Genomic DNA, 15412 nt, shown 5'->3' with positions numbered 1-15412 from the left:
CCGATCGGCCATTCAGTCGGAACCAAGAGCGCTCGTCTAACGATCAGCGACGACGGCCTTGGCACCGCCCATATAAGGCTGGAGCACATCGGGCACGGCGATCGACCCGTCGTCTTGCTGATAGGTCTCCATGACCGCGATCAAGGCGCGACCGACCGCCGTGCCCGACCCGTTCAAGGTGTGCACGAAGCGGGGCTTGCCGTCGCCGCTCCGATAGCGCGCATCCATCCGCCGCGCCTGGAAATCGCCGCAGACGGAGCAAGAGGAGATTTCGCGGAACGCGCCGCCCTCGCCCTGCCCGGGCATCCACACTTCGATGTCGTAGGTCTTTTGCGCAGAAAAGCCCATGTCACCGGCACAAAGCGTCATGACCCGGTAATGCAGGTCGAGCCTGCGCAGCACCTCCTCCGCGCAAGCCAGCATGCGTTCGTGCTCGTCCTTGCTGGCTTCCGGCGTCGTGATCGAGACCAGTTCGACCTTGGTGAACTGGTGCTGCCGGATCATGCCGCGGGTGTCGCGTCCGGCGGCGCCTGCTTCGGCGCGGAAACACGGCGTCAGCGCGGTCAGACGCATCGGCAATTCCTTCTCGTCGACAATGGACTCGCGGACGAGGTTGGTGAGGGAAACTTCGGCTGTGGGAATCAAACCCAGCCGCCCACTTCGCAAGTTCTCCAAGTGCCCCGACGGATCGCTGTCCGACGCGCTCAATAGTTCGCCCTTGATCGCCCAAAACTGATCTTCTTCAAATTTCGGCAACTGGCCGGTGCCGAACATCACCTCGTCACGCACGAGCAAAGGCGGATTGATCTCGGTATAGCCGTGTTCGGCCGTATGCAGATCGAGCATGAACTGCCCAATCGCGCGCTCCAGCCGTGCCAACCCTTTCTTCAATACAACGAAGCGGGCACCCGACAACTTTGCCGCCCCCTCGAAATCCATGAAGCCAAGCGCGTTGCCGAGATCGTCATGGGGCTTTGGCGCGAACGCGTAGCTGCGCGGCGCGCCAAAGACATGGTGCTGCACATTACCATGTTCATCGACGCCGTCCGGGACCTCGTCGAGCGGCAAGTTCGGTATTGCGGCCAGCTCCCTCGCCAACTCTTCGTCCGCGCTTTTCGCCGCCAGTTCAAGTTCAGGCAGCGCGGCTTTGAGTTCGGCAACCTCCGCCATCAGGCTCGCCGCGCGCGCATCATCCCTGGCCTTCTTGGCTTCGCCGATTTCCTTCGATGCCGCATTGCGCCGCGCCTGCGCCTGCTCGGACTTCAGAATGGCCGCTCGGCGCTTCTCGTCGATCGCCAGCAACGAATCCGAAAGTGGCGCGAATCCGCGCCGCTTCAAACCGGCATCGAATGCGTCAGCATTCTCACGGATCCATTTGATGTCATGCATGGCGTCAACGTCCAAATTTTGAGGCAGTCATGCCCGCGAAGGCCGGCATCCAGTAACCCGAACGGGCTGGGTTTGGAACAGTCTAGCTTTACGGAATACCCCGGAGCGCCCGCCTTCGCGTATAATAACGGCGAGAATCGCGACCAAATTAGCAACAATCCCGGCCGAACCCGCCCTACTCCGCCGGTGTCGGCGTGGTCGGTGCCGGCGGCGTTGCTCCGGTCGAGGCCTGCCTGGCGGCAGCATTCTTTTCCACGATCCGCACCGCCCAGATCGAGCCTTCGTAAAGCAGGAGCAGGGGAATGGCGAGCGAGGACTGACTGAGGACGTCGGGCGGCGTCAGCACGGCAGCGATCACGAAAGCGACGACGATGAAATAGCGCCGCTTGTCGCGCAGTTGCTGGGATGTGATCAGCCCGATCCGCCCCAGCAGCGTCAGGATCACGGGAAGCTGGAAGGCGATGCCGAAGGCAAAGATCAGCGACATCGTCAGCGAGAGGAATTCGCCGACCTTGGGCAGAAGCTCGATCTGCGCGCTGTCCGGGCCTCCCAGTTGCTGCATGCCGAGCGAGAAGCGCACCAGCATCGGCAGCACGACGAAATAGACCAGAAGCGCACCGAGCACGAAGAAGACCGGAGTCGCGATCAGATAGGGCAGGAAGGCCTTGCGTTCATGCTTGTAGAGGCCCGGCGCCACGAAAGCGTAAATTTGCCCCGCCACGATCGGAAAGGAAATGAAGCCTGCGCCGAACAGCGCGAGCTTCAACTGCGTGATGAAATATTCCAGAAGCGCAGTGTAGATGAATTTCGAGTTTTCCGGCCCGGCGACCCAGACGAACGGCCATACCAGCCAGTTGTAGATCGTCTTGGCAAAGAAAAAGCAGAGGATGAACGCAAGGCCGAAGCCGAGCAGCGCCTTGATCAGGCGCGAGCGCAGCTCGATCAGGTGATCCATCAGCGGCGCTTTGCTGGCGTCGATGTCCTCGTCGCTCATGACGCTTTGGAATCCCGCGCAGGTTCAGCAGTTTCGGCCACGACGGCGTGAGTGTCCGGTATTGCCGAAGCCGGCTCGCTTGTCGTTGTCGCCGGTTCGCTGACCGGTGCGATCGCCAACGGCTCCGACGCGGCCTCGGCGGCAGGGCGCGTCGTGTCTTCCGACGATGAAATCGCCTCGACCGTTGTGGCGGGCTTTTCATCGCTGCCAAGAGCCGCGGTTACGTCCTTCTGGAGCGAGGTCATGATGTCGCCGCTTGCAAAGCCGGTTGCGGCTTCCTTGACCTCATCAAAGCTTTTTTTGAGGTCGGCCATTTCGGCCTCGCGCATCGCTTCCTGGAATTGACCCTGGAATTCGGCGGCCATCTTGCGCGCCTTGTTGACCCATTGGCCGACCATCCGCAGGACACCCGGCAATTCCTTGGGTCCGATCGCAACGAGTGCGATCACCGCGATGACGAGATACTCACTCCAGCCGATGTTGAACATGAAAGCTTCCGCTCACGCGAGGCCATTATCCTTCACAGACTGGGCCGTTCGCGACGTTATTCAGCAGACCTTGCCGCCTGCATGATCACGATCATGGGCGCTGGCTTGCGAGACACCCGCCAGATCAAACGGCCTTGCTGCCGACGTCAGTGCGCGCCGCCTGCGACGCGCCGCTGTGGTCGATCGACTTAACAGGCTCGGACTTTTCAGCGGTATTGTCGTCGTCCTGCATGCCCTTCTTGAAGGCCTTGATGCCTTGGGCGACGTCACCCATCAGGTCGGAAATCTTGCCGCGACCAAACAGCAGCAGGACGACTGCGATCACCACGATCCAGTGCCAAATGCTCAACGAACCCATCCTGCAACCCTCCAAAACGCGCTTGGGACGCCCGCGGCGCCCGCCTACCATTGAGCGGAACGTAGGCTCAAGGGGCGCCAAAAACAAGGACTTAAGCCGCGTAAATTAGTGTTACGCCGGCTGACCGTTAATGGTGGCCGTGACGAATGTAGCTTGGCGATCCGATGGCTCGGAAATCTCTCTTATTCGCTTTCCGAGCCGGTTTCCGGTTCGACCGGCGGGGCCAAAGCCAGTTCCAGATCGCCTGCTTCGAGCGGATCTTCATCCTCGCGCAGGGCCGGATCATCGGAGGGCGTCGGAACGGTGAAGCCCGAGGGCAGTCGCGTATCCAGCAGCCCCGTTCCTTTCAGTTCCTCAAGGCCCGGCAAATCACTCAGCGCTTCAAGACTGAACTGCGACAAAAAGGCTTCTGTGGTTCCGAAGGTCAAAGGCCGCCCGGGGGTTTTGCGGCGGCCGCGCGGCCTGATCCAGCCGGTCTCAAGCAACACATCCAGCGTTCCCTTCGACGTCACCACGCCCCGAATCTCTTCGATCTCTGCGCGCGTGACCGGCTGATGATAGGCGATGATGGCGAGCATCTCGATTGCCGCGCGCGACAGTCGACGCGTTTCGGTGCTCTCTCGCGTCATCAGCCATGACAAATCGCCGGCGGTGCGGAACGTCCATTTGTTGGCTATGCGAACGAGATTGACGCCCCGCGGGGCGTAGTCCGCCTGCAATTGTGCAAGCGCTGCCTTGATGTCAACGCCGTCGGGCATCCGCTTCGCCAGCGTCGCCTGATCGAGCGGCTCGGTAGAGGCAAACAACAGCGCCTCCAGGAGGCGTAGTTCTTCAGGCCGCATTTGCGGATTGTTGTCGGCCTGCTCGTCGGCGTCGGCGATGCGCTTTTCCGCCAGGCTTGCCATGGCACAATCTCCTTCTTCCACTCACTCAGCCCGCATTATCGGGTGGGGACATTGCGTCAGGCGCCGGTTGTTGCGGCGGACGCTTTCTGAAAAACAGCGGAGCGAACGGCTCCTGCTGATGCAGTTCGACCTGGCCTTCCCGGACAAGCTCCAACGCTGCGGCAAAGCTCGACGCAAACACGGTCGCCTTCTGCGACGGGTCGACCACATAATGAAGCAGATATTCGTCGAGACGGCTCCAATCTTCAGCGAGGCCGACCATGCGCTCCAGCGACGCCCTCGCCTCGGCAAGCGACCACACCGTGCGCTTGGCAAGGTGCACCGATGCCAGCACGTTCTGCTGACGCTGCACAGCGTAAGCCGCGAGGAGGTCGTACAAGGTCGCGGTATACTTCGGGTGGCGGACTTCCGCGATCGTTTCCGGAAAGCCACGCGGGAAGATATCACGCTGCAACTGCGGCCGATTCATCAACCGGTTCGAAGCCTCGCGAATGGCTTCCAGGCGGCGCAGCCGGTTGGCAAGCGCGGTCGCCATTTCCTCTGCGCTCGGGCCCTCGGCGGTCGGCGGCTCCGGCAACAGAAGCCGCGATTTGAGAAAGGCGAGCCACGCCGCCATCACGAGATAATCGGCCGCAAGTTCGAGCCGGATCTTTCGCGCCGCCTCAATGAATTGCAAATACTGGTCCGCCAGCGCCAGGATTGAAATCTTGGCGAGATCCACTTTCTGCTGGCGCGCCAGCGCCAGCAACAGGTCAAGCGGGCCCTCATAGCCTTCGACATCGACAACCAGCGCCGGCTCGCCGTCGGCGAGTTCGGCCGGACGACCGGTTTCAAACGAGAGAATTTCCGCGGTCATGCGCTCGTCAAGTCCCTGCTCTGTTCACCAGAGCCGCAAGCTCGGCCCGGGCCGCGCCCCTGTCCAGCGGCTGCACCTTGCCGCGCGAGGCCAGTGCCTGCTCGGCGCGCCGAAATGCAATCCCCGCCAATTCCGGCGTCTCGGCGGCGACCTCGCGCATTTCATCGAGATTGCCATTGCAATGGAGGACGATGTCGCAGCCGGCAGCAAAAATGGCTTTGGTTCTCTCCGCGATCGATCCGGAGAGTGCATTCATCGACACGTCATCACTCATCAACAAACCTTGGAACCCGATCCCGCCACGAATCACTCGGCTGATGATTGTCGCAGAAGTCGTTGCCGGATGGACCGGGTCGAGCGCGCTAAACACAACATGCGCGGTCATTGCCATCGGCAGGTCCGCGAGGGGCCGGAAGGCCGCAAAATCAGTTTTTTCGAGCTCATTTTGAGGGGTATCCACGGTGGGAAGCCCGAAATGGCTGTCCGCCGTGGCCCGGCCGTGACCGGGAATGTGCTTCAATACCGGTAAAATACCACCCTCAGCGAGCCCCTCGGAAACAGCGCGCGCAATCGCAGCCACCTTTGCCGGCTCTGTTCCGTAGGCGCGATCACCGATGACGGCGTCCGCGCCGGCCACTGGCACGTCCGCCAAGGGCAGACAGTCGACATTAATGCCAAGCTCAGCCAGATCCGCGGCAATCAGCCGTGCACAGAGCCTCGCCGTCCTCAGTCCGATCGCAGGATCCATATCGTAAAGCGCGCCGAACCGGGCCCCCGGCGGATAGACCGGCCAATGTGGCGGTCCTAGCCGCTGCACCCTGCCCCCCTCCTGATCGATGAGCACTGGGGCATCGCCGCGGCCGACGCATTCCTTTAGCGCCGCAACCAGCCGGGCAACTTGTTCTGGGGTTTCAATGTTCCGCTTGAACAGAATGAAACCCCAAGGCGGCGACGCCTGGATGAACGCGCGCTCGTCGTCTTTGAGTTCTAGTCCGGCAACACCGGTGATGAAGGCGCGATAATTCATCGCGGCCGATTAGCCCCCGCCGACCCCATGGGTCAACAGCAGGTTGGGGACGATCGTTGCTACTAGCCCGGTTGTGACGTTCGCATCTTATCGCAGCGGGCACTGTTACCAACGTCAGACCCGAAGGGACAGCAGCAATTATTTGATTCTAATGTGGCTTTGGCTCTGACGCTCCATTGAAGAACTCGCCGAAGGAAAGTCAGTCGTCACACTAATTCCTGTGGATCAGGCACTGGCCTCCGGCAGATTTCAAACTGCCGCAGAACTGGGATGCCTCGGCAGACGAGCCGAATGGCCCGACCATGGCCCGATACACGACCTTCTCGCCGATTTCGGCGCGCTTGATGACCGGAGCATGCGAGCCGAGCACGGCCGGATACTTGCTCTGGAGCATTCTGTAGGAGGCCTGAGCTTCGGCTTCGCTCGCTTGCGACGACACCTGCACAAGGTACCCGCCGCTCGCAGCTGCCGGATTGGGAGCGCTCGGCGCGATCTGCGTCGGATTGGTCGCAGCCATCCGCACCGGCTCCTGCGCGGCCGGAGCCTCTGACCGCGGTGCCAGTGACAATGGCCCATTCGCGTTGGCCGATGGCCGCGGGGCTGGCACCGCTGCCGCGCGCGCTGCGGGCTTTACCGGAGCCGGTGCAGGGGGCGCGGCACCTTCCGGCGTGCCGGACGTCGCCGGATCCTGACGAACTGTGACTGTCCTGACCTGGTGCGGCTCGTTATTCGTGAAGGTCCCGTTGGCACTGGTGGTCGGGGGCTGCGCACCCGGCACAATTGAGCCCGGCAGCGGCGCAGTGCCGTTTTGCGTGAGCGGCGGAAATACCACGCGTGGTCCGGTCGGTCTCACACTGCTGGGATCGATCGGGCTTTCCTCGCGCGAGACAATCTTCTCGGTGCCGTCGCTGACAGTCATGCGGTCCGGCACCTTCGGCGCGTCAGCGGATGCCGGAATGATCTTGGTCGGTCCCGTATCGGCTCGGATAATCGGCGGCTCGCCATTGTGAGCCCTGCCGGTATACGTGCGATACGCGAACGCACCGCCAACACCGAAAACAGCCAAGGCCAGCACGGCCGCGACAGTGATCATACCACCACGGCGTTTTGGCTCCGGCTGCGCATCGAAATGCTGGTCTTCGTCATAGCCGTAATCGTCGTCGCTGTAGCCTTGGTCGTGCTGTGAGCCGGCATCGAAGCTGCCATAGAGCGCTTCATCGTAGCGCGACATATCCGGCTCGTGACCGCTCTCGGCGAACACCTGCTCGTCGTCGTAATCCGGTGCGGCCGGCGGATGCGGTGCGGCGTAACGGTACAGCGGATGTACGCCACTTGGATAGTCATCCACTTGCGGAGGAACCGCGGGAAACTCCTGCCTTGCCGCAGCGCGCTGCATCCAGGATGGCGGCGCAGGAGGCGGCGGCTCGTCGGGTTCGGAGTCCTCGTAATAGCTGTCTTGATAACTGTCCTCGTAGCCGTCTTGGGACGGCTCCGTATCGACCGGGCGCACCGGCGGATGCAACGGCAAGTTGGCCCGGCTCATGGGCTTGGTGCCAGTACCAAACGGATCGGTCTGGCCTATCAAGCGCGCAAGCTCGGCCAGCGGATCGCTTTCCGCACTGCCAGACGCACGCGATGCCCTATCGCGATCGAAGCCGTCACCGGCCGGAAAAGCTCTCTTCTGATATCGATCAGCCATTGTCGTGATGCGTCCCCTCGGGGAAAAGTCGCCAACCCGCTTTCAGAAACGAACCGGCTTCTGCCGGATACCACCCAAATTGATCGCCCCGGGTGGCGGCACGTCAATCAGCGCATCTCGTTTGGCGCACCAACCCCCAGAACCCCGAGGCCGGACGCCAACACCGTGACAACGCCCTGCACCATTGCCAGCCGGGCCGTGGTCATCTCGGCATCATTATTGATAATAAAGCGTAAATAGGGCAAATCGCGCCCCTTGGTCCATAAGGCGTGGAATTCGCTCGCGAGATCATACAGGTAAAAAGCGATTCGGTGCGGCTCATGCGCGGCCGCCGCCGCCTCCACCGTGCGGGGATAGATGGCCAGCTTCCTGAGCAGGCTTAGTTCCGCGGGATCCACCAGCCGCTCGACTGGAGCGGCCGCCAGATACGCAAGCCGGGCCCCCTCCTCCTCCGGGAGGTCATGCAAGACTTCCTCCCGCGCTGTGCGGAAGATCGAATGCCCACGGGCATGGCCGTACTGCACATAAAACACCGGGTTGTCGCGCGACTGCTCGATCACCTTGGCCAGATCGAAATCAAGCACCGCATCGTTCTTGCGGTAGAGCATCATGAAGCGGACGGCATCCTTGCCGACCTCGTCGACAACCTCGCGCAGGGTGACGAAATCGCCCGCGCGCTTGGACATCTTCACCGGCTCGCCGTTGCGCAGCAGCCGGACAAGCTGGACGATCTTGACGTCGAGCGCCGCTTTGTTGCCCGTCACAGCCTTGATTGCCGCTTCGACCCGCTTGATGTAGCCGCCGTGATCAGCGCCCCAGACGTCGACGAGATTGTGAAATCCGCGGTCGAACTTGTCCTTGTGATAAGCGATATCGGAGGCGAAATAAGTATAGCTGCCGTCGGACTTGAGCAGCGGCCGATCGACATCGTCGCCATAGGTGGTTGCGCGAAACAGCGTCTGTTCACGGTCTTCGTAGTCATCGACCGGCGCACCCTTCGGCGGCGGCAGCCGGCCTTCGTACACATCGCCCTTGGCGCGCAGGAAATCGATCGTCGCCGCGACCCGGTCGTTGCCGCTTGCGATCAGCGAGCGTTCCGAGAAAAATACGTCATGGGCGATGTTGAGCGCGGCAAGATCGCCCTTGATCGCCTCCATCATCATGTCGATGGCTTTGGCCCGCACCAGCGGCAGCCACTCGGCCTCAGCCATGGCGAGAAGCGTCTTGCCGTGTTGGGCGGCGAGCGCCTGCCCAACTGGCTTCAGGTAGTCGCCAGGATAGAGCCCCTCCGGGATTTCGCCAATGTCTTCGCCGAGCGCCTCGCGGTAGCGCAGGAACGCCGAACGCGCGAGCACGTCGACCTGGGCGCCGGCATCGTTGATGTAATATTCGCGGGTCACCGCAAAGCCAGCGAGTTCAAGCAGGCTGGCGAGCGCATCGCCGAACACGGCGCCCCGGCAGTGCCCGACATGCATCGGCCCGGTCGGGTTTGCCGAAACGTATTCGACATTGACCTTCTCGCCCGCTCCGATCGCGCTCTTGCCGTAGGCGCCGCCCGCGCGCACGATGGCGCGCAGCGCGTCCGTCCAGACCGCAACCTTCAAGGTGAGGTTGATGAAGCCGGGGCCAGCGACATCGACTGACGAGACCATCTCCTCGGCGCGTAATCGTGCGGCGATCCTTTCGGCGAGGTCGCGCGGCTTGGCCTTCGCTTCCTTGGCAAGCACCATGGCGGCGTTGGTCGCCATGTCTCCATGCGCCGGGTCTTTTGGCGGCTCGACCACCACGCGCGACAGATCGGCGCCAGCGCCGAGTTCCGCGGCGCAGACGGCATGCACGCGCGACAGTACCTGGGCGAAAAGATGCTGTGTCTGAAGTGTCTCGGCCATGCCGCCGCCTAACGCAAATCCGGGGTCAAGTCAAAAAGCCGCTGATGTTCGGTCAACGCAAAACGGTCGGTCATCCCGGCGATGAAATTGCCGATCCGCCGCGCACGCTCCACCGCTGTTTCGGCCTGGCTTTCGCGCGGCAGCCATTCGGCGGGTAGCGCGGACGGATCGGCCTCGTAGCGCGCAAAGAGATCGAATACGAGCTGTTCGGCGTCCCGCATCACCCGCATCACCCTTTCGTGCCGGTACATCCTGATTTTCAGGAAGGCCTTGATAGCGGCTTCCGTCTGCGCCGTATCGATCGGAAACGCGATCAGCGCCTCGCTCTGGTTGCGAACGTCATCGACCGAAGCGGGCCGCATCACCTTGATGCGGCGATCAGCTTCCAAAACCACCGCGCCGATCAGGTGCGAAATCAACTCGCGCACGAGTTCAGCGCCACGGCGGCCCTCGTCGAGGGCGGGATATTGGGTATCGATTTCCGCAATGATGGAGGCCATCAGCGGGATTTCCTTGAGATCGTCGATCTGAAACAGGCCAGCACGCAAACCATCGTCGATGTCATGCGCGTCATAGGCAATATCGTCGGCGATCGCCGCGATCTGGGCCTCGAGCGAGGCGAAGCTCCACAATTCGAGATCGTAGGCCGCGACAAATTGCGAAATCCCGACGGGAAGGCCGCGCTCGCGATAGCTGCCGATCGGCGTGCCATCGCGCGTCGTCAGGGGGCCGTTATGCTTGACGATCCCCTCCAGCGATTCCCAGGTCAGATTGAGCCCGTCGAATTCGGGGTAGCGGTGCTCGAGCGCGGTGACCACGCGCAAGGTCTGGGCGTTGTGGTCGAAGCCGCCGTGTGCGCGCAGGCACGCATCGAGCGCCCGCTCGCCGGCATGACCGAATGGCGGATGGCCGAGATCGTGGGCGAGCGCCAGCGTTTCCGTCAGGTCTTCGTCGAGCCCAAGTTGACGCGCAAGCGCGCGCGCGATCTGGGCCACTTCGAGGCTGTGCGTCAGGCGGGTGCGGTAATGATCGCCTTCGTGGAACACAAAGACCTGGGTTTTATACTTCAGACGCCGGAAGGCGGTCGAATGGATCACACGGTCGCAGTCGCGCCGAAAAGGACTGCGGGTCCGGCTTGGCGGCTCCGTGAACTGGCGACCCCGGCTGCGGTCGGGATCGCAGGCATAGACCGAGCGAGGGGCAGCCATTCCAACCGACACGGGATATCCTATCTCCAGACGGGCGCGCGGGTTTGATTCCACTTCCCGGCGCACTTAACTATGATAAGCGTTTTACGAGATAAATACGCGCATATCGGAGCAAGTTATGACCACAGCCGTCACCATCAGCGAGCGGGCCGCTCGCCGCATTGGCGAGATTCTCAAGAAGGAAGGCGACGGCGCCATGCTGCGGATCAGCGTCGAGGGCGGCGGCTGTTCCGGCTTTCAATACAAATTCGACGTCGAGCGTGCGCAGGCCGACGATGACCTCGTGATTGCCCGCGACGGTGCAGTCGTGCTGGTCGATCCCGCCTCGGCACCATTTCTGGCGGGCTCCGAGGTCGACTTCGTCGATGATCTGATCGGCGCTTCGTTCCGCGTCAACAATCCCAACGCAACCGCCTCCTGCGGTTGCGGCACAAGTTTCTCGATCTAACCTCGAAGAGAGCCATCAGCCGATGCGGATCGCAACCTGGAACGTCAACTCGGTCCGGCAGCGAATCGAGAATCTGATGAGCTGGCTGAAGGAATGCTCGCCCGACATTGTTTGCCTTCAGGAAATCAAGTGCACCGACGAGGCATTTCCGCGGCTTGAAATCGAAAGCCTCGGCTACAACGTCGTCACGCACGGTCAGAAGACGTTCAACGGGGTCGCGCTCCTATCGAAGCTTCCGTTCGATGAAACCAAGTCCGGGCTTGCCGGCGACGATGACGACGCGCATGCGCGGTTTCTCGAAGGCGTGGTGACGCTCAAGCAGGGGGTGATCCGGATCGCCTGTCTTTACCTGCCCAACGGAAATCCGCCGAATACCGACAAATACCCCTATAAACTCAGATGGATGTCACGGCTTCTTGAATATTCAAGACAGCGCCTTAAAGCAGAAGAGCCGCTTGTCCTCGCAGGCGACTTCAACGTGATCCCGCGGCCGGAAGACGTCTCCAATCCGGCCGGCTGGGTAGAGGATGCGCTGTTTCGCATCCAGACCCGCGAGAGCTTTCAATCCCTGCTCGGCCTCGGGCTGACGGACGCGCTACGGGCCGTTACCGACGCTCCTGGCCAATATACCTTCTGGGATTATCAGGCCGGCGCCTGGCAGAAGAACCTGGGGCTGCGCATCGATCATCTCCTGCTGTCACCGCAGGCGAGCGACCGCCTGGTCGACGTCGGCATCGACAGCCATGTCCGCGCCTGGGAAAAGCCCTCCGATCACGTGCCGGTGTGGATCGATCTTGATCTGGCGGCCGCATAAGGACACTCCCGTCACCTCAGCTCTCGGGTGTCGCGAGCGTTTTGGCCATCGGATAAGACGCCGCCATTCCGAATTTTCCTTGCGGCGGTCCCGTGTCCTGGTAACCGCGCGACAAATAGAAGCGGTGCGCCGTCTCGGTGCTGAGCAGCGTGGCGCGGACTGCGCCGCGCGCCATCGCCCTCTCCTCCAATGCTTTCAGGAGCGCTGAACTGACACCACCAAACCGCGCCTTTGGCGATACGTAGTTGAGCGTAATCTCACCGCGGTCGGTAACGCCGCCGACTGCCAGGACCACATCGTCTTCCACGGCAACCAATAGCGAGCGCCCGATATTGTCGGCCCATGCCGCAACATTCTCGGGCGTCTTGCTAAGCAGCCAGCGATCCAAAATGTGGGGATTTCGTCTGTGGTCGGCGAAGCAAAGCTCGGAGATGGAAGCGCGGAGCAATTCGCAAGCCTCGGTCGCATCCCCCGGCGTCGCTTGTCGGATGATCATCGCGTTTTCCCCTTGCGGTCGGGAAACGTCGCGATCCCCGTCTAGTCCCGGCCGCCGGTCTTTACCCAGCGCTCGACCATTTGCAGCGCCATGGCGCGGTCATCGTCGGAGGCCTTGGCAACCGCCTTGTTGTAGCTGTCCCTGATCCAGGTCTCGTCCGGGGCGGCGCTATCGCGCGCAAGCATCAGCCACATCAGTCCGCGCGCTGCCTGCCGGGGCAACTGATCGCCATTGAACAGCATCTGGCCGAGCAGCGCCTGGGCCTGATGCTGGCCCTTTTGCGCAGCCAGGAACAGCCAGCGTGTGCCGTAACGGAAGTCATCACGGGAAGTGCCGGCGCTCTTCAGGTAGAGTTGGGCAAGGTCGTATTGCGCGTCGGCGTTACCGAAATAAGAAGCGGCGTATGAAAACATCTCCCGCGCGCGCTCCGTGTCGGGCTTGATTTTCGAATTCGGGATACCACTCAGATAATACCGCCCAAGCGCCACGAACGCGTTGGCGACGATCGCGGCCTGCGGCGCCGACGGACTGTCTTCGGCATGCTTGTTAGCGATCCCGCTGAAATATTCGAAGGCCCTCAGGTCATCCTGCGCCACGCCGTTGCCGTCGGCGTACATGCGGCCCAGCTTCCACTGCGTAACTGTCTCGTTAGCATAGGCCGACGCCGGGCTGTCGATACCGGAGGCGCCGCCCTTCTTCAGGGTTGCAGCCGCGCCAGAGGGGGTCGCAACCACGGCAATGGTCGAATCCCGATTCACCGGAGAGCCGTCGAAGGCGACCCCGGGAGTGGCCACCGGGGCTCCCCCTAAAATCAGAGCAAGAGCGATGCGCTTAAATGTCCGCATAACACGACTTCTCATGCGCCGCGCCGGGATGGGTGACAGCCCCCGTCACTGCCGGTCCGACCTGCTGGGCGTACTTCCACAAAGCACCTGACGTATGGTTAGTCGCGCGAGGACTCCATTCGGTCTTGCGCTGAGCGAGCTCCGCATCGGTCAATTTTACGTTAAGAGTCCCAGCGACTGCGTCTATCTCGATGAAGTCGCCGTCCCGCAACAGGGCGATCGGACCGCCAACGGCGGCTTCGGGTCCGACATGGCCGATGCAGAAGCCACGTGTAGCGCCCGAAAAACGGCCGTCGGTGATAAGGGCGATCTTGCCGCCCGTCCCCTGCCCGGTCAGCGCAGCCGTGGTCGACAGCATCTCCCGCATCCCGGGGCCACCACGCGGCCCCTCATAGCGAATAACGAGTACGTCGCCCTCCTTGTAGGCCCTGTTCTTGACCGCCTCGAAGGCATCCTCTTCACAGTCGAAGCAGCGGGCCGGGCCCGCAAATTTCTGGTTGGACATGCCCGCGACCTTCACGATCGCTCCCTCCGGCGCGAGGTTGCCCTTGAGGCCGACCACGCCACCCGTTGCGGTGATCGGTTTGTCGGCAGGCCGAACCACGTCCTGGTGCGGGTTCCACTTCACGCTCTGGAGGTTCTCGGCCATGGTTCGGCCAGTGACCGTCAGGCAGTCGCCGTGCAGGTAGCCATGGTCGAGCAATGTCTTCATGAGAAGTGGTATGCCGCCAGCTTCGAACATGTCTTTGGCCACATAACGGCCGCCCGGCTTCAAATCCGCGACATACGGCGTTCTCTTAAAAATCTCCGCGACGTCGAACAGGTCGAACTTGATGCCGCACTCGTTCGCGATCGCCGGCAGATGCAGCGCCGCATTGGTCGAGCCGCCGGAGGCTGCAACCACGGCGGCGGCATTTTCCAGCGCCTTGCGGGTCACGATTTCGCGCGGCCGAATGTTCTTGGCGATCAGCTCCATGACCTTTTCGCCCGCCGCCATGCAGAAGGAATCGCGAATTTCATACGGCGCGGGAGCGCCAGCGGAATAGGGCAAGGCCAGGCCGATGGCTTCCGACACGGTGGCCATGGTGTTGGCCGTGAATTGTGCGCCGCACGCTCCGGCCGAGGGACAAGCGACCCGCTCGATTTCGTCGAGATCGGCATCGGACATCGCACCCACCGAGTGCTTGCCGACCGCCTCGAACATGTCCTGGACGGTGACTTGCTGACCACGGAAATTGCCCGGCAGGATCGAACCGCCATAGATGAAGATCGAGGGCACGTTCAACCGAACCATTGCCATCATCATGCCGGGCAGCGACTTATCACAGCCGGCGAGACCGACGAGCGCGTCATAGGCGTGACCGCGGACCGTCAATTCAACGGAATCGGCAATGCATTCACGCGAGGGCAACGACGAGCGCATGCCGTCATGGCCCATCGCGATACCGTCGGTGACGGTAATGGTGCAGAACTCGCGAGGCGTTCCGCCGGCGGAAGCGACGCCCTTCTTGACGGCCTGGGCCTGGCGCATCAGCGCGATGTTGCAGGGCGCGGCCTCATTCCAGCAGGAAGCCACTCCAACGAAGGGCTGGTGGATCTGCTCGGTCGTCAGTCCCATGGCATAGAGGTAGGAGCGGTGCGGCGCCCGCTCCGGGCCCTCCGTCACGTGGCGGCTTGGCAGCCTCTTCTTGATGTTGGTCTTCGCGTCCATCGCGAACCCTGTTTCCTCGGCCATCTCTAACGTTGGGGACGACCGATATTTCCCCTTTCGCCCGTCAGCGCCGCAGCCTTAAATTCCTTCTATGATGATCTCGCGGAGGGGTGTGGCCAAAAAGCGGCGCAACGGGGCTGGGACCGTGTCTGACTTCAAATCCTAGGAAACTGTTGCCGTCAGGACACGATCGTTGCCGCAAAGCCACCCTCAAAGGTATTATCGGAAAGTTGGCTTTGGCTGCGGCACACGCATCGGCCCGCAGTTTCAATAAGGGCTTTGCCC

At 62.1% G+C, this 15412-nt stretch carries 15 protein-coding genes; 2 read left to right on the top strand and 13 right to left on the bottom strand.

What is annotated here, in order from left to right; genetic code table 11:
- Positions 1-36: 36 nt before the first annotated feature.
- From serS to NEZ08_RS08415, 10 genes are all read right to left on the bottom strand, one after another.
- Positions 37-1389 carry a serine--tRNA ligase gene (serS, locus tag NEZ08_RS08460; RefSeq protein WP_298106157.1) on the bottom strand — a complete coding sequence of 451 codons (1353 nt, stop codon included), beginning with the start codon at positions 1387-1389 and terminating at the stop codon, positions 37-39.
- A 175-nt stretch (positions 1390-1564) separates the two neighbouring features.
- Positions 1565-2383, bottom strand: a complete 819-nt coding sequence (gene tatC / locus NEZ08_RS08455; protein WP_298106156.1) for a twin-arginine translocase subunit TatC — start codon at positions 2381-2383, stop codon at positions 1565-1567.
- Positions 2380-2871: a Sec-independent protein translocase protein TatB gene (gene tatB / locus NEZ08_RS08450; RefSeq protein ID WP_298106155.1), complete on the bottom strand. Its 492-nt coding sequence runs from the start codon at positions 2869-2871 to the stop codon at positions 2380-2382. The genes tatC and tatB overlap by 4 nt, the downstream gene beginning before the upstream one ends.
- 124 nt (positions 2872-2995) lie before the next feature.
- On the bottom strand, positions 2996-3229 hold the full coding sequence (locus NEZ08_RS08445; RefSeq protein WP_298106154.1) for a twin-arginine translocase TatA/TatE family subunit: 234 nt from the start codon (positions 3227-3229) through the stop codon (positions 2996-2998).
- A 182-nt stretch (positions 3230-3411) separates the two neighbouring features.
- Positions 3412-4134 (bottom strand): SMC-Scp complex subunit ScpB, encoded by a 723-nt coding sequence (gene scpB / locus NEZ08_RS08440; protein WP_298106153.1) that lies wholly within the window; start codon positions 4132-4134, stop codon positions 3412-3414.
- Positions 4135-4159: 25 nt separating this feature from the next.
- Positions 4160-4990 carry a ScpA family protein gene (locus NEZ08_RS08435; RefSeq protein WP_298106152.1) on the bottom strand — a complete coding sequence of 277 codons (831 nt, stop codon included), beginning with the start codon at positions 4988-4990 and terminating at the stop codon, positions 4160-4162.
- Between the two features lie 7 nt (positions 4991-4997).
- Positions 4998-6017: a beta-N-acetylhexosaminidase gene (gene nagZ / locus NEZ08_RS08430; protein WP_298106151.1), complete on the bottom strand. Its 1020-nt coding sequence runs from the start codon at positions 6015-6017 to the stop codon at positions 4998-5000.
- A gap of 211 nt (positions 6018-6228) precedes the next feature.
- A complete protein-coding gene (locus NEZ08_RS08425; RefSeq protein WP_367278392.1) occupies positions 6229-7560 on the bottom strand; it encodes an SPOR domain-containing protein in 1332 nt (443 codons plus the stop codon).
- 263 nt (positions 7561-7823) lie between these two features.
- On the bottom strand, positions 7824-9605 hold the full coding sequence (gene argS, locus NEZ08_RS08420; protein ID WP_298106149.1) for an arginine--tRNA ligase: 1782 nt from the start codon (positions 9603-9605) through the stop codon (positions 7824-7826).
- Between the two features lie 8 nt (positions 9606-9613).
- Positions 9614-10825 (bottom strand): deoxyguanosinetriphosphate triphosphohydrolase, encoded by a 1212-nt coding sequence (locus tag NEZ08_RS08415; protein ID WP_298106148.1) that lies wholly within the window; start codon positions 10823-10825, stop codon positions 9614-9616.
- A 106-nt stretch (positions 10826-10931) separates the two neighbouring features.
- On the opposite strand from NEZ08_RS08415, the gene erpA reads away from it, so the two are divergent.
- A complete protein-coding gene (gene erpA, locus NEZ08_RS08410; RefSeq protein WP_298106147.1) occupies positions 10932-11261 on the top strand; it encodes an iron-sulfur cluster insertion protein ErpA in 330 nt (109 codons plus the stop codon).
- Positions 11262-11283: 22 nt separating this feature from the next.
- Entirely contained in the window at positions 11284-12075 is a 792-nt protein-coding gene (xth, locus tag NEZ08_RS08405; RefSeq protein WP_298106146.1) for an exodeoxyribonuclease III, read from the top strand.
- Positions 12076-12091: 16 nt separating this feature from the next.
- Here the strand turns inward: xth and NEZ08_RS08400 are convergent, their stop codons facing one another.
- Genes NEZ08_RS08400 through ilvD form a run of 3 tightly spaced genes read right to left on the bottom strand, consistent with a single transcriptional unit; the run spans position 12092 to position 15127 of the window.
- Positions 12092-12571, bottom strand: a complete 480-nt coding sequence (locus NEZ08_RS08400; RefSeq protein WP_298106145.1) for a GNAT family N-acetyltransferase — start codon at positions 12569-12571, stop codon at positions 12092-12094.
- A gap of 41 nt (positions 12572-12612) precedes the next feature.
- The gene (locus tag NEZ08_RS08395; RefSeq protein ID WP_298106144.1) at positions 12613-13416 is read right to left on the bottom strand and encodes a tetratricopeptide repeat protein; all 804 of its coding nucleotides are present in this window, start codon (positions 13414-13416) and stop codon (positions 12613-12615) included.
- A complete protein-coding gene (ilvD, locus tag NEZ08_RS08390; RefSeq protein ID WP_298106143.1) occupies positions 13403-15127 on the bottom strand; it encodes a dihydroxy-acid dehydratase in 1725 nt (574 codons plus the stop codon). The genes NEZ08_RS08395 and ilvD overlap by 14 nt, the downstream gene beginning before the upstream one ends.
- Between the last annotated feature and the right edge of the window lie 285 nt (positions 15128-15412).

Source organism: Bradyrhizobium sp. (assembly GCF_027451485.1).
Taxonomy (GTDB): Bacteria; Pseudomonadota; Alphaproteobacteria; order Rhizobiales; family Xanthobacteraceae; genus Bradyrhizobium.
Note: the sequence above shows the minus strand (reverse complement) of the source record. Positions and strands in the feature narration are given on the sequence as shown.

What these genes read in the sequence shown, in the direction of transcription:
- serS (WP_298106157.1), bottom strand. Translation starts at nt 1,389, where the DNA reads ATGCATGACATCAAATGGATCCGTGAGAATGCTGACGCATTCGATGCC.
- tatC (WP_298106156.1), bottom strand. Translation starts at nt 2,383, where the DNA reads ATGAGCGACGAGGACATCGACGCCAGCAAAGCGCCGCTGATGGATCAC.
- tatB (WP_298106155.1), bottom strand. Translation starts at nt 2,871, where the DNA reads ATGTTCAACATCGGCTGGAGTGAGTATCTCGTCATCGCGGTGATCGCA.
- NEZ08_RS08445 (WP_298106154.1), bottom strand. Translation starts at nt 3,229, where the DNA reads ATGGGTTCGTTGAGCATTTGGCACTGGATCGTGGTGATCGCAGTCGTC.
- scpB (WP_298106153.1), bottom strand. Translation starts at nt 4,134, where the DNA reads ATGGCAAGCCTGGCGGAAAAGCGCATCGCCGACGCCGACGAGCAGGCC.
- NEZ08_RS08435 (WP_298106152.1), bottom strand. Translation starts at nt 4,990, where the DNA reads ATGACCGCGGAAATTCTCTCGTTTGAAACCGGTCGTCCGGCCGAACTC.
- nagZ (WP_298106151.1), bottom strand. Translation starts at nt 6,017, where the DNA reads ATGAATTATCGCGCCTTCATCACCGGTGTTGCCGGACTAGAACTCAAA.
- NEZ08_RS08425 (WP_367278392.1), bottom strand. Translation starts at nt 7,560, where the DNA reads ATGAGCCGGGCCAACTTGCCGTTGCATCCGCCGGTGCGCCCGGTCGAT.
- argS (WP_298106149.1), bottom strand. Translation starts at nt 9,605, where the DNA reads ATGGCCGAGACACTTCAGACACAGCATCTTTTCGCCCAGGTACTGTCG.
- erpA (WP_298106147.1), top strand. Translation starts at nt 10,932, where the DNA reads ATGACCACAGCCGTCACCATCAGCGAGCGGGCCGCTCGCCGCATTGGC.
- xth (WP_298106146.1), top strand. Translation starts at nt 11,284, where the DNA reads ATGCGGATCGCAACCTGGAACGTCAACTCGGTCCGGCAGCGAATCGAG.
- NEZ08_RS08400 (WP_298106145.1), bottom strand. Translation starts at nt 12,571, where the DNA reads ATGATCATCCGACAAGCGACGCCGGGGGATGCGACCGAGGCTTGCGAA.
- NEZ08_RS08395 (WP_298106144.1), bottom strand. Translation starts at nt 13,416, where the DNA reads ATGCGGACATTTAAGCGCATCGCTCTTGCTCTGATTTTAGGGGGAGCC.
- ilvD (WP_298106143.1), bottom strand. Translation starts at nt 15,127, where the DNA reads ATGGACGCGAAGACCAACATCAAGAAGAGGCTGCCAAGCCGCCACGTG.